We start from the raw sequence: 13,490 nt of genomic DNA, 5'->3' as shown, positions 1-13,490 counted from the left end.
TACTCATCTATAAACGATCGGCAAAATTACAATTTGAAACGGAATGAAAAAGAAGATATTTAAATAGATGTAAGTAAATATTTAAAAAAGATTGTTGAAATTTGTAATTATTTGAAAAATAAAATATTATGGCAAGAATTCATTTGTTCGAATTTGAAGATCAAAGTTGGCTTCCGAATTTCATTAGAAATTATATGACCGATTTTCTACAGTTTCTTTCTAATAAAACTCCCATGTACAAAGGAATTGTGCCGATTATAGAAAAAGGTTTAAAACAAAGCAAAACCAATCAAATAATTGATTTAGGTTCTGGCGGTGGCGGCGGATTGATTTGGATCAATAAAGAATTGCGAAAGAACATTCCGGACTTAAAAATTCTTTTAACCGATTATTTTCCAAATATTAATGCATTCGAATACACACAAAAACAAGCCAATAATTTCGAGTTTATAAAAACATCAATCGATGCCAGAAACGTTCCCGAAAACCTAAACGGACTCCGAACGCAGTTTTTATCCCTACATCATTTCAAGCCAAAAGACGCACAGCAAATCCTGCAAAATGCTGTTGACAGTAATAGTTCGATTGCTATTTTTGAAGGTCAGGAAAGAAGTTTTCAAAGTATTCTTGCGATGATTGGTTCGCCAATTACTGTTCTGCTGACAACGCCTTTTATCAGGCCTTTTAATATTGGCAGAATTATTTTTACGTATCTTATTCCGATCGTGCCAATTTTAATTTTATGGGATGGCGTTGTTTCTTCTCTACGAACGTATTCTGTTGACGAAATGAATGTATTGGTTTCGAATTTAAATAATGCAGCAAATTTTAATTGGGAAATTGGAAAAGTAAAATCTGGGCCAACTAAGATTTTGTATTTGTTGGGAACGAAAAAGTAGAATTATTATTCTATATAAAAGTAATCAGCATTTTTGAATGTTTTACTTTTATAAGTTTCAAAAAGTACATTTTCAGAAACTTTTTCTTTATCTATATAAATTTTGCCTTGCTTGAATTCTCCAGTAATTTTGATCTTTCCAAATATCTTTTTGTCAAGATATATTATACTATCACTTTTTGTGTATGTCCCATAATGATGAGTCCGATCTCCCCAGCTTCCACTTTTAATTATATAGTTTCCATTTTCTTTTAAATCTATAATTAATCCATTTCCGTATGCATGGATGTAGGTTTTAGAATTTTCGAGGGTTTCATAATAGATGTATAAGCTTAAAGTCGAAAAAATAAGAAAGAAAGCTACAAAAGTCGGTGCCAGACTTTGAATTTTTTTATTTCTTTTAAATTTGATGAAGTTCTCAGAAATCACGTTTGATAGTAAAATGATTTCTAAAACACTTAAAATAAGATAAAAAAAGTTGGCAAATATATTATCAGTTTGATATGATCGATAAAGGATAAACATAAATAATCCGCCGACAATTATAAGTTGAATTATTCTTTTAGTAAAATTACTACCTTTCATATTTAATTATGAATTTTTTATTTTCTTTAATATTTTAAATGTATTAAACCACTTAAAAGCATCAGACTAACAAAAGATGTTAGAAATAATATTAATTCTTTTTTGAGATTATAAAATATTTTTTCCTTCTTTAATTTATATAAAATGGAAACTACAAGTAGGGTTAAAGCATTGAAAAATAATCCGAAAATGGATAGAAAGACAATACAATAATTAATGAAATAACTTTCAAATCCAGTAGAAAGTAAAGTGAAAATTATAGCAAAAAACAATATTAAAATTAAGAACCATGATGATATTCTTATTAAACTTTTAATGACTTCAAATTTTTCAGAATTGTATATTTTGCTCATGTTTTTGATATTGTTTCTTCTTTAGTTTTTAAGAGCTGGGTAAACCTTTCAAAAATGCTATTGGATCATTAAGAAAAGCTGTTGCATTTGAAGCCTTGATACTTGTGATTATATCTTCAATTTTTGGTTTATGAATTTCTCCTTTTAAGTCAATTAAAACTAATTTATTCATTTCGCAAATTTTCAAAATAGGGATAAGAAAATTTATAAGATTTGATTCTTTTCTTAAATCAACTCGAAATTGAAATTCCTTAATCCGTGTTTTATCTTTGTTTATAGAAATACTACAATCATTGTCTTCTTCATTTGTAGTATTTCCTTTCCATGATAATAAAGTCTCACTACTCCAGTCAGCTCTTTTAATGATTTGATCAATTCCTGATATTATAGATGAAACATCTTTATCATAAACCTTCCAAAAAGATTTTGTTTGGGGTAAAAATTTGGTTTTATTATTTTTGAAAATACATTGATAATCATTTTGAATAGATTTTTCAGGAACAACGATTAGAAGATATTGCCAGATTGCCATTTATTTTAAGTATTATTTTTTATTTTTAAAATTACATCTTCAGAATTTCCGGCAGATTCAACATAAATATCATTAAAATCTCTTGAATCAATTACACCAATTCCTCCTTCTGGATAAAGTTCTGTGTTATCAGAAAGTATAATTCTAAAATTGAAATCGTGAACATTTGCAATTCCTTTTTTATCATAGTATTTCTGAATTTCAATTTGATATTTTTGGTAACTTTCGAAAGGAATAAAATCTCCGCCAATTGCACCCATAGGTTCATCAATAACCATAAGATTTACCTCGCCGATTTTTTCATTGTCAATTAATAATAATCCTTTCATAAGTTTTTATTATGACACAAAATTAAAATCGAAACTATAAAATATTGATTTATATATTCCGACTCCAATAACCGTGTGCTGTGCGAAATCTCCCGACTTCGTACCCAGCCCTATATTCCGCTCCAATTATTTATATTTTACTTTGAGACTAATTGGAACGGGTACGAAGTCGGGAGACTTCGCACAGCGATCGCAACACTGCGGAGAGCGGGGGTATTTTTAAAATTCTATTTATTTACTTGAGCTTGTTCAATTTCATTTAATGATTTTCCATTTTCGTCTTTCCAAACATTTCGGCCATTAACAGAATAACCCAATGTTACAGCCGCAGCCGCAGATGGACTATCAAATAGATAATTTTTAGCGTAATACAGACTTCCGTGAGAATTACCTTTGATTGTTTCATTTTTAATTAATTCAGATCTTAAAGTGCTATAGCCAAATGGTTTGGTTTTATCAGAAACCTGAGAATTTTCTAAAACTACAATTCCTTCATCAGTTTGAAGGGCAGATGCAAGTATATCTTTTACTTTTAATTCAAGCTTTAAATTGCCAATTGAATTGATAATTATAGAACTTTCTGTTGTTGTAGTTAATGGAATATCAATAATTTTTGTTTCAGAAATGTTTATTGGATTTTCTAAAAATTTATGTCCCAGTGTTCCATTAAGTAATTTTACATTTAGAAGAAAATCTTCCATTGAATCTTGATCAGGTAGAGGTAGAGAACTTAAGTTGGAAGAATTAGAATTTTCAACTTTATATCTATCCGCTATTTGTGCTATATTTATAAGTCTGCTTTCTAAATATTTTACATGAGATTTAGTTAGATTTTCATCTTTGCTGGAAAATAAAATAACTTCACTCCAAAAATCTTTCTTTGTATCGTGATTTTTTAATCTTTCCCAAACATTTTCAGCCTCTCCAATATATACCGTATTAAAATTATTCTCATCTTCTCCAATTAAAAAATAAACTCCTGGGCGATTTACTTCCTTTGAGAAGTATTTATTTAAGTCTGAAATTTTATTTCTTGGGCATGAAAGAGCTTGAATCGTATGGTTTACAACTTCTCCAAGTTTAATTCCCGAGACATTCCCTTCCTTTAAATATATTCTGACAGATTTTCCTAATGACATATGATAAGATTAATACTAAGATTCAAACATAATAATTTTACTTACAAAAAGCTAACTGTATTCAAAAGAAAACCACAAATCACATCAAATAGATAAATGAATTCGTGGTCAAAAAATATATATAAGAGAAATAGTTACAGTTACCCCAAGAACGCCTTCAACTCCTCATAAGTCCCAATCTTCACACTAACTTTCTCCTCATTAATAACACTCTCAATCTGCGCCGGAATCGGAAGCGTAATTCCCAAAGCAGGTTCAACCACATCTAAGAATTTAATAGGGTGAGCCGTTTCTAAGAAAATACCAATTGCATTAGGAAAATTTTGAAGTTCTTTTTTCAAACCTAAATAACCAACCGCGCCGTGAGGTTCTGCGATGTAACCGTCGGTGTTATAAATTTTCTTCAGAGCTTCCAGCGTTTCTTCGTCGGTATAACTATAAGAAGAGAAATCTTTTTCGAAAGCCTTTAAATCATTATTGTATAATTCCTGAATTCTAATAAAATTACTTGGGTTTCCAACATCCATGGCGTTAGAAATCGTTGCTTTAGAAGGTTTCGGGTCGTATTTTCCGTTTTCTAAAAATCTTGGTACGGTGTCGTTTACGTTTGTAGAAGCAACAAAATGTTCGATTGGTAAACCTAATTTCTTTGCCATAATTCCCGCACAGATATTCCCGAAGTTGCCGCTTGGGCAAGAGAAAACCAATGGTTTGTTTTGGCTTTTCAAAGCTTTGTAAGCAAAGAAGAAATAAAACATTTGTGGTAACCAACGTGCAATATTAATAGAGTTTGCCGAAGTCAGGTTTTTGTGTGCTAAAGTTTCATCCAAAAATGCTTTTTTCACCATATCCTGACAATCGTCAAAAACACCATCAACTTCCAAAGCTTTGATGTTTTGTCCTAAAGTCGTTAATTGTTTTTCCTGAATATCGCTCACTTTTCCAGACGGATATAAAATCACAACGTCAACACCGTCAACGCCTAAAAATCCGCTTGCAACCGCTCCGCCTGTATCGCCTGAAGTCGCTACTAAAACCGTATTTTTAGCGTCTTTTTTATCTTTATTGAAATAACCCAAACAACGTGACATAAATCGTGCTCCAACGTCTTTAAACGCCATTGTTGGTCCGTGGAATAATTCTAACGAATAAATTCCGTTTTCGACTTTCACCACTGGAAAATCAAAAACCAAAGTATCTGCAATGATTTCTTTTAATTTGGCTTCCGGAATTTCATCGCCCACAAATTGTTTGATAGCTTCAAAGGCAATTTCTTCGTGGCTTAAACTTTCGATTGTATCAAAAAAGGAAGGATCAAGAGACGTGATATTTTCTGGGAAATATAATCCTTTGTCGCTTGCTAATCCTTGTATTACAGCCTCCTGAAAAGAAACTTTTGGGGCATTATGGTTTAAACTGTAGTATTTCATTATTTTAGATTTTTGACTTTAGATTTTAGATTTTTTGGAGAGTAAATCCCAAATTTTAAAATTCCAAATTCCAATATTTTATATTTTCAATTATGTATTCGTTTTTGTCAGGCTGAGCGGAGTCGAAGCCCTCGCAAAGTGAAGACATATAGTAAATTCTCAGAGTTTGTCATTTCGACGAAGGAGAAATCTCCACAAGTAGCTCCGTACAGATAATCTCCAATCTTTGTCGAGTTTCTCGCGGAGATTTCTCCTTCGTCGAAATGACAAACGTTGTGTTCATACTTTGCGCGGGCTTCGACTCCGCTCAGCCTGACAATTATTGCGTGCAAAACTTTGTCCTAATCCTTATTCACAAACCAATTTATGTAAATCCGCGAAATCCGTGTTATAAAATCCTAACACCATCAGGATTAATTTTCGAAACATGAATTTCATACGGTAAATTCATTTTTTCGTAAACGTCGCTCATGGCTTTTGCAATTTTTTCTGCGGTTTCTTTTCCTCGGCTTAAAGCGAAAATCGACGGGCCGGAACCTGAAATTCCAGAACCTAAAGCGCCATTTTCTAAAGCCGTTTGTTTAATTAAATCAAAACCCGGAATCAAAACACTTCTTAATGGCTCAACGATTTCGTCATGAAGCGAACGACCAATTAATTCGTAATCTTTGGTGTAAAGACCCGCAACCAATCCGCCGACATTTCCCCATTGCATAATCGCGCTTTTTAAGGAAACCGTTTGTTTTAAAACCGAACGTGCGTCAGATGTTTTTAATTCAATTTGAGGATGCACAACAGTAGCAAACAATTCTTCCGGACTATCAATTCTAATAATATCCAGCGGAGCATAACTTCTTACCAAAGTAAACCCGCCTAAAAGGGCAGGAGCAACGTTGTCGGCATGTGCATTTCCGCTCGCTAATTTTTCACCCTGCATCGCAAACTGAACCAAATCTTTTCTGGAATACGGTCTTCCAAGCAATTCGTTGATCCCGAAAACCGCTCCGGCAGAACTTGCAGCACTGCTTCCGATGCCGCTTCCGGCTTTGATGTTTTTATAAATTTCGATTTCAAAACCAAAATCCAATTCGTCTAAAGTCGCTAACATCGCCAAAGCTGCAACTCCAGAAACGTTTTTCTCGGTTTCAAGAGGTAAATCGGCACCCACGATTTTAGTAATTCGAACTCCTTTTTGATCTGATTTTAGAACGATCATTTCGTCACCCGCATTGTCTAAGCAAAGTCCAAGTACGTCAAATCCACACGAGAGATTTGCGATTGTAGCGGGACAGAATAGTTTTATTTCTTTCATTATTTTTTGGTTTTGCCACGAAGGCACAAAGTCACAAAGATTTTTTTTCTAAGTTGCTAAGATTTTAAGTTTCTAAGTTTCTGAGCTTAAAAAACTTAGAAACTTAGCGCCTTAGTGTCTTAGCGGCTAAATATTACCTATTCGGATTACATCAGCAAAAATTCCTGAAGCGGTAACGGCTGCACCGGCTCCGGCACCTTTGATTAATAAAGGCTGATCTACATAACGATCTGTGTAGAAAAGAACAATATTGTCTTTTCCTTCTAAATTATAAAACGGATGATCTTTTGGAATAAACTGAAGACCAACACTTGCTTTTCCGTTTTCGAATTGCGCTACATATTTCAATCTTGAATCTTTGGCTAAAGCTTCTTTGTAAATGTTTTCGAAATGCTGAGCGTGTTTGATTAACGATGCAAAGAAATCTTCGTTGTTTGTTGTTGCCAGACATTCTGCCGGTAAAAACGATTCGTTTGCAATGGCGTCAATATCCATTTCGTAACCGCTTTCGCGAATTAAAATCAGGATTTTACGAGCAACGTCGATTCCGCTAAGGTCAATTTTTGGATCCGGTTCTGTGAAACCTTGAACTCCAGCTTCTTTTACCACATCGTGGAAAGAATTATTCTCATCAAAATTGTTGAAAATAAAGTTCAAACTTCCAGATAAAACCGCCTGAATTTTATGCACTTTATCACCAGAAGCGATTAAGTTTTTTACCGTATCAATAATTGGTAATCCCGCACCAACATTCGTTTCAAACAAAAACGGAGCGTTGTATTGGCGTGATAAACTTTTTAATTTTTTATAATTGTCGTAAGCAGATGAACAAGCAATTTTGTTGCAAGTTACAACGGCAATACTTTCTTTTAAGAATTTCTCATACATTTCAGAAACGCTTGCATTTGCAGTAATATCTACAAAAATACTGTTGCGTAAATTCAATTCTTTGGCACGAGCGATAAATTCTGTTGGAATAGCAGCTTCGCCTTTATCTAAAGTTGACTGCCAGTCTTTCAACGAAATTCCGTCTTCATCAAAAATCATTTTTCTTGAGTTTGATAAAGCAATGACGCGAACATTAATTTTTAAAACGTCTTTTAAGAATTTCTTTTGGTTGTGGATTTGTTCGATGAATTTTTCACCCACATTTCCAACTCCCATTACAAACAAATTCAGCTGTTTGGTGTTTTCTTCAAAGAAGTTTTCGTGTAAAGTATTCAACGCTTTTTTAACGTCTCTTTCGTTGATTACAGTCGAAATATTACGTTCAGAAGCACCTTGCGCAATGGCGCGAATGTTTACGTTGTTTTTTCCTAAAGTGCTGAACATTCTTCCGCTCAGACCTTGGTGATTTTTCATGTTTTCACCAACCAAAGCGATAATGCAAAGATCTTTCTCTACATAACAAGGATCGATTTTGTTTTGAGCGATTTCGATTTCAAAAGCTCTGTTGATTGCAGCTTCGGCATTCTCAGCATCAGAATTCAAAATTCCGATACAAATAGAATGTTCAGAAGATGCCTGAGTAATAAAAATCACGTTGATTTTTTCCTGAGATAATACTTCAAATAAGCGTCTAGAAGAACCCGCAACTCCAATCATTCCAGGACCTTCAAGTGTTAAAAGTGAAATGTTATCAATATGGCTGATTCCTTTTACAACAGTATCATTTGAAGAAGGAAGGCTTGAAATCAAAGTTCCTTCAGCTTCCGGTTCAAAAGTATTTTTAATTAAAATCGGAATATTTTTTCTTAAAACCGGCTGAATTGTTGGCGGATACAAAACTTTAGCACCAAAATGCGACAGCTCCATTGCTTCCTGATAAGAAATCGTTGCAATTGGCTGTGCTTGTTTTACAATTTTTGGATTTGCAGTAAACATTCCGTTTACGTCAGTCCAGATTTCAAGTTGTTCAGCATCAATTGCTCCTGCAATAATTGCTGCAGTATAATCAGAACCGCCGCGTCCTAAAGTCGATGTGATTCCGTCAAGAGTCTGCGCAATAAATCCTGGCAGAATATTGATTTTTGATTCATTCGAAGCAAAATAATCCTGAATCAATTGGTTTGAAATTTCAAAATTAACCGCTGCTTTTCCGAAATCAGCATTTGTTTTAATTAATTCTCTGCTGTCTTTATAAACTGCATTTTTATCAATTTGCTGATAGGCCTGCGCAATTATATAAGACGAAAGTAATTCTCCAAAACTCAAAATCGTATCGGCAGTTCTTGGAGATAATTCGCCTAATAAAAAACAACCGTCAAGAAGCGTTTCTAAATGATTGATAATTCTTTTAACGTGGCTTAACAGACTGCTTTGCTCGCTTACAGGAATTAATTCTTTTAAGGTATCAAGGTGTTTTTTCTCGATTTCGGCTACAATTTCTCTAAAGCCTTCGTCGTTTGCTGCTGCTTTTGCTGCTGCCAATTGCAATAAATCGGTTACTTTGCTTAAAGCAGAAACTACTACAGCTACTTTGTCTTGTTTAGATTTTTGACTTATTATTTCGAGAACGAGTTTTATATTTTGAGCATTGGCAACCGAAGTTCCGCCAAATTTTAATACTTTCATTTTGTTTTGTCTTAGGTGCAAAGGTTCTTAGTTACAAAGGTTCAAAGGTTATAAACTGTGAACTGAAACTGAAAACTATGACTATTGTTTTTTTTTTTTCTTTTTATGCAAATATTTTTATGTATCCAATACCTTTCTTCTTTTAAGAAAAAAGTATAGATAATCAGGATTATATGTAAATGTGTATACCCCTAAGGGGTAGTAATTGTTGTAGTAGAAATTGTTGTAGCAGCAATTGCAGTTCCTGTTTGAACTGTCATTGTAGATTGATATTTTGTGCTGTTACTTTTCATTTTTGATTTTTCAAAAGTACAGTTTTTGCAAGAGTTAAAAAACCATATTTTCCTTTTTGCGAATATTTTAATATTTCATTTTTGAGTATTTCAATATTGAGTATTTGTTAAAATTAAAACTGTTAAGTTGAGGTTTTGATATATTTCAGATTATAATTGGTAAAGTTTTATAGTAGTAATGGTTTGATTTTTAAATGAAAATCAGCTTAAAATATGTTAATAATGCCTTATTTAGCATTTATTGAGTATTAAAAGTAAATAATCCTTTTTGCTAATTTTTTAATTATTGTGATAAAATGTTGCTTTTTAATGTTGATTTGTTGAATTTTGACGTTTTAAATTTAAAATCATCATGAGAGAAGTCCATTATATCAGTACGGAAACTATAACTTTAGAAACTTTACAAGAAATCTTAAGTTTTGATAAAGTACTCGAGTTGTCGGAAGAAGCAAAGGTAAACGTTCAAAAATGCCGTGATTATCTGGATAAAAAAATGGCCTCTCATTCTGAACCAATCTACGGAATCAATACTGGTTTTGGATCGCTTTATAGCGTAAAAATCTCTAACGAAAATTTGTCTAAACTTCAGGAGAATTTAGTAAAGTCGCACGCCTGCGGAACCGGAGACGAAGTTCCTTCCGAAATTGTAAAGATGATGCTTTTATTAAAAATTCAATCTTTAAGCTACGGACATTCTGGAATTCAATTGCAGACTGTACAGCGTTTGGTTGATTTTTATAATAATGATATTCTTCCTATTATATATACACAAGGTTCGCTGGGTGCATCTGGAGATTTAGCGCCTTTGGCTCATTTGTCTTTACCATTATTAGGTGAAGGTGAAGTTTTGTTTGAAGGAGAAAAAAGGACTTCAGCTGAAGTTTTAAAACATTTTAACTGGGAACCAATCGTTTTGCAGTCTAAAGAAGGTTTGGCTTTGTTAAACGGAACTCAGTTTATGAGTGCTTACGGTGCTCATATTTTAATCAAAGCTTATAAATATTCTTATTTGGCAGATTTAATCGGAACTATTTCGTTGGAAGGTTTTGATGGAAGAATTGAACCTTTTAATGAATTGATACATTATATACGTCCGCACAAAGGGCAAATTGTAACGGCTCAGAGGATTAGCGAATTTTTGGAAGGAAGCGAAATTATCGCGCAGCAAAAGAAGCACGTTCAGGATCCTTATTCATTCCGTTGTATGCCACAGGTTCACGGCGCTTCAAAAGATGCAATTGATTATGTTAGAAAAGTATTCAAAACAGAAATCAACTCCGTAACCGATAATCCAAATATTTTTATTGAAGCGGATCAAATTATCTCTGGAGGAAATTTCCACGGGCAGCCTTTGGCTTTAGCTTTAGATTTTATGGCGATTGCTTTGGCAGAATTAGGAAGTATTTCTGAAAGAAGAACCTATCAGTTGATTTCGGGATTGCGTAATCTTCCGGCATTTTTAGTGGATAATCCGGGATTAAACTCCGGATTTATGATTCCGCAATATACTGCAGCAAGCATTGCAAGCCAAAATAAACAGTTGGCAACTCCGTCAAGTATTGACAGTATTGTGTCGAGCAACGGGCAGGAGGATCATGTAAGTATGGGAGCAAATGGAGCCACAAAAGCGTTACGTGTTTTAGAAAATTTAGAGCGAATTCTGGCCATTGAATTGATGAATGCATCACAGGCAATTGCCTACAGAGAACCGCTAAAATCGAGTGATTTTATAGAGATGTTTTTGAGCAGTTATAGAGAGGTAGTGCCTCTGGTTAAGGAAGATAGGATCTTACATTACGACATTGAGAAAACCGTGTCGTTCTTGGGTAGTTTCCAAATTGAAAACGATTTGTTAACAATGGCTTAACATTACAAAGTATTAATGAAGTAATTTTGCACTATCAAAAATATAAAAATGTCAATAAACAGTATTTTCCAATTTTTAGTGCCGAAAGACAAAAAATTCTTTCCACTTTTTGAAGAGGCTTCAAGTAATTTAATTGAATTAGCTTCTAACTTACACGAAGCTGTAAATCTTCCATTAAAAGAAAGAGAAGTTCTTTTTCAAAAAATTGATGAATTAGAGCAAAAAGGAGAAGACATTACACGTCAGACCAATCTAGAATTGAGCAGAAACTTTATTACTCCATTTGATAGAGAAGATATTCACACCTTAATTACTTCTATTGATAACGTTGCAGATTACCTTCATGGTGCAGCGAGCAGAATGAGATTATACCAAGTTGACAAGATTACAAAATCGATCAGAAAAATGACAGAAATCAACCTTGAGGCTTGTCAAAACATTGATAGTGCAGTAAAAGAGTTGAGCAACTTAAAAAATATGAACATTATTAAAGATGCTTGTGCTAGAATTAATAAACTAGAAAACAAGTCTGATAACGTTTACAATAAAGCAGTTTTTGAAATTTTTGAAAACGAAACAGATGCTAAAAACATTATTAAATATAAAGAAGTTTTATCTGTTTTAGAATCAGCTACAGACAAATGTAAGAGTGTTGCAAACATTCTGGAATCTATTTCTGTAAAACATTCTTAATTCAATTTCATTTCATTCTGAAGTTATAATTTTATGACGCTACTTATAATTATTATAGTATTAGCTTTAATTTTTGATTACATCAATGGTTTTCATGATGCGGCAAATGCTATTGCTACAGTTGTTGCGACAAAGGTATTAACGCCTTTTCAGGCCGTACTTTGGGCAGCATTTTTTAACTTTCTGGCTTATTGGGTTTTCGGATTTGGTGTTGCAGATACTGTTGCCAAAACAGCGCACACTATGGAGATTAACCTGGTTGTAATTCTGGCGGGTGTTATTGCAGCAATTTGCTGGAATTTATTGACTTGGTGGTTAGGAATTCCTTCTAGTTCTTCGCATACTTTGATTGGTGGTTTTGCAGGGGCGGCAGTCGCTCACGCAATAGCTGTACACGGTTTTTCTGGTTATATTGGCGAAGATGGAACAACTCATTATTGGTATCAAATTGTAAGCTGGTATAAGGCAGGAAAAGATGGAGGTATGCCTTCGGGAGTTGTTATCATTATTGCTTTTATTGTTTTGGCACCGTTATTAGGAGCGCTGGCTTCTTATTTAATATCGATTTGGTTATTAAACGCTTCTCGTAAAAGTATTGGACCTAAAATCTTCACTGTTGCTTTAATGATTGCAACTGTTTGGTTCGTAGCCACTCAGATGGTACCATTTTCTGAAATTGAAAAGCCAAGATTTGAATCTCATTTTTGGAGTGTAGCTTTTGATCCGCATAATATTAAATGGTTTTTAGTTGCTTTTATTATATTAACAGTTAGTCTTTTCTGTTTAATATTTAGCAGCTTAAATCTTCATCAGGCAGATGCTGCATTAAAGAAAATGCAATTAGTATCTTCTGCAGCTTTTAGTTTAGGACACGGAGGAAATGATTCTCAAAAAGTTATGGGTATTATTGCAGCAGCAGTTGCAGTTTATATCAATACAAATCCGGGTGTTCATATGGCTTCTTGGTTAGATGTTGTATTGCCAAATGATGAATTGGGAGTAAAAGGAGTAATGCCTAGCTGGATTCCTTTAGCTTGTTATTCTGCAATTGCAGCAGGAACTTTAAGCGGAGGTTGGAAAATTGTAAAAACAATGGGTTCTAAAATCACAAAAGTAAGTTCTTTTGAAGGTGTAGCAGCAGAAACTGCAGGAGCTTTAACATTATACTTTACAGAGCATTTAAAAATTCCGGTAAGTACAACACACACAATTACAGGATCTATCATCGGAGTTGGATTAACAAAACGTGTTTCTGCAGTAAGATGGGGAGTAACGGTAAGTTTAATCTGGGCTTGGATCTTAACAATTCCAATTTCGGCTATTTTAGCAGGTATTGTGTATTTCTTTTTAAGCGTATTTATATCTTAATTCGTAAAATGATATTTAATAAAATGTGAGATATAAATCATATTTTATTCAAAATAAAAAAAAGCTGGATTCTTTTGAATTCAGCTTTTTTGTTTTAAATAATCTCAAGTATTTTGT

At 33.4% G+C, this 13,490-nt stretch carries 11 protein-coding genes; 4 read left to right on the top strand and 7 right to left on the bottom strand.

All coding sequences use genetic code 11. From position 1 onward, the window contains the following. Positions 1–128: 128 nt before the first annotated feature. A complete protein-coding gene (locus EV144_RS04560; RefSeq protein WP_134146541.1) occupies positions 129–899 on the top strand; it encodes a hypothetical protein in 771 nt (256 codons plus the stop codon). A 5-nt stretch (positions 900–904) separates the two neighbouring features. Here EV144_RS04560 and EV144_RS04555 read toward each other — a convergent pair whose 3' ends face one another. The 7 genes from EV144_RS04555 to thrA all read right to left on the bottom strand — a co-directional run bounded on the left by EV144_RS04555 (position 905) and on the right by thrA (position 9,152). Continuing rightward, positions 905–1,483, bottom strand: a complete 579-nt coding sequence (locus EV144_RS04555) for a hypothetical protein (RefSeq protein ID WP_134146539.1) — start codon at positions 1,481–1,483, stop codon at positions 905–907. A 381-nt stretch (positions 1,484–1,864) separates the two neighbouring features. Then, complete coding sequence (locus tag EV144_RS04550) at positions 1,865–2,368, bottom strand: hypothetical protein (RefSeq protein WP_134146537.1); 504 nt, start codon at positions 2,366–2,368, stop codon at positions 1,865–1,867. Between the two features lie 5 nt (positions 2,369–2,373). Continuing rightward, the gene (locus EV144_RS04545) at positions 2,374–2,697 is read right to left on the bottom strand and encodes a hypothetical protein (RefSeq protein ID WP_134146535.1); all 324 of its coding nucleotides are present in this window, start codon (positions 2,695–2,697) and stop codon (positions 2,374–2,376) included. A gap of 227 nt (positions 2,698–2,924) precedes the next feature. Further along, positions 2,925–3,836: a GIY-YIG nuclease family protein gene (locus EV144_RS04540; RefSeq protein ID WP_134146533.1), complete on the bottom strand. Its 912-nt coding sequence runs from the start codon at positions 3,834–3,836 to the stop codon at positions 2,925–2,927. A 140-nt stretch (positions 3,837–3,976) separates the two neighbouring features. Beyond that, complete coding sequence (thrC, locus tag EV144_RS04535; RefSeq protein WP_134146531.1) at positions 3,977–5,266, bottom strand: threonine synthase; 1,290 nt, start codon at positions 5,264–5,266, stop codon at positions 3,977–3,979. Positions 5,267–5,654: 388 nt separating this feature from the next. Continuing rightward, entirely contained in the window at positions 5,655–6,578 is a 924-nt protein-coding gene (locus EV144_RS04530; protein WP_134146529.1) for a homoserine kinase, read from the bottom strand. Positions 6,579–6,704: 126 nt separating this feature from the next. Continuing rightward, positions 6,705–9,152 (bottom strand): bifunctional aspartate kinase/homoserine dehydrogenase I, encoded by a 2,448-nt coding sequence (gene thrA, locus EV144_RS04525; RefSeq protein ID WP_134146527.1) that lies wholly within the window; start codon positions 9,150–9,152, stop codon positions 6,705–6,707. Between the two features lie 645 nt (positions 9,153–9,797). Here thrA and hutH point away from each other — a divergent pair. The 3 genes from hutH to EV144_RS04510 are packed head-to-tail and all read left to right on the top strand — an operon-like array spanning position 9,798 to position 13,373. Next, the gene (hutH, locus tag EV144_RS04520) at positions 9,798–11,312 is read left to right on the top strand and encodes a histidine ammonia-lyase (RefSeq protein WP_134146525.1); all 1,515 of its coding nucleotides are present in this window, start codon (positions 9,798–9,800) and stop codon (positions 11,310–11,312) included. Between the two features lie 48 nt (positions 11,313–11,360). After that, positions 11,361–12,005, top strand: coding sequence for a DUF47 domain-containing protein (locus tag EV144_RS04515; RefSeq protein ID WP_134146523.1), 645 nt, complete (start codon positions 11,361–11,363; stop codon positions 12,003–12,005). A gap of 33 nt (positions 12,006–12,038) precedes the next feature. Then, positions 12,039–13,373, top strand: coding sequence for an inorganic phosphate transporter (locus EV144_RS04510; RefSeq protein ID WP_134146521.1), 1,335 nt, complete (start codon positions 12,039–12,041; stop codon positions 13,371–13,373). The last annotated feature ends 117 nt before the right edge of the window (positions 13,374–13,490 follow it).

The organism is Flavobacterium sp. 270 (assembly GCF_004368785.1).
Classification (GTDB): Bacteria; Bacteroidota; Bacteroidia; order Flavobacteriales; family Flavobacteriaceae; genus Flavobacterium.
This window is presented reverse-complemented; position numbering and strand designations above follow the sequence as displayed.

Bases quoted from the DNA above. Each gene is read 5' to 3' on its own strand.
- EV144_RS04545 (WP_134146535.1), bottom strand. From the start codon at position 2,697: ATGAAAGGATTATTATTAATTGACAATGAAAAAATCGGCGAGGTAAAT.
- EV144_RS04560 (WP_134146541.1), top strand. From the start codon at position 129: ATGGCAAGAATTCATTTGTTCGAATTTGAAGATCAAAGTTGGCTTCCG.
- hutH (WP_134146525.1), top strand. From the start codon at position 9,798: ATGAGAGAAGTCCATTATATCAGTACGGAAACTATAACTTTAGAAACT.
- EV144_RS04550 (WP_134146537.1), bottom strand. From the start codon at position 2,368: ATGGCAATCTGGCAATATCTTCTAATCGTTGTTCCTGAAAAATCTATT.
- EV144_RS04555 (WP_134146539.1), bottom strand. From the start codon at position 1,483: ATGAAAGGTAGTAATTTTACTAAAAGAATAATTCAACTTATAATTGTC.
- EV144_RS04530 (WP_134146529.1), bottom strand. From the start codon at position 6,578: ATGAAAGAAATAAAACTATTCTGTCCCGCTACAATCGCAAATCTCTCG.
- thrC (WP_134146531.1), bottom strand. From the start codon at position 5,266: ATGAAATACTACAGTTTAAACCATAATGCCCCAAAAGTTTCTTTTCAG.
- thrA (WP_134146527.1), bottom strand. From the start codon at position 9,152: ATGAAAGTATTAAAATTTGGCGGAACTTCGGTTGCCAATGCTCAAAAT.
- EV144_RS04515 (WP_134146523.1), top strand. From the start codon at position 11,361: ATGTCAATAAACAGTATTTTCCAATTTTTAGTGCCGAAAGACAAAAAA.
- EV144_RS04540 (WP_134146533.1), bottom strand. From the start codon at position 3,836: ATGTCATTAGGAAAATCTGTCAGAATATATTTAAAGGAAGGGAATGTC.
- EV144_RS04510 (WP_134146521.1), top strand. From the start codon at position 12,039: ATGACGCTACTTATAATTATTATAGTATTAGCTTTAATTTTTGATTAC.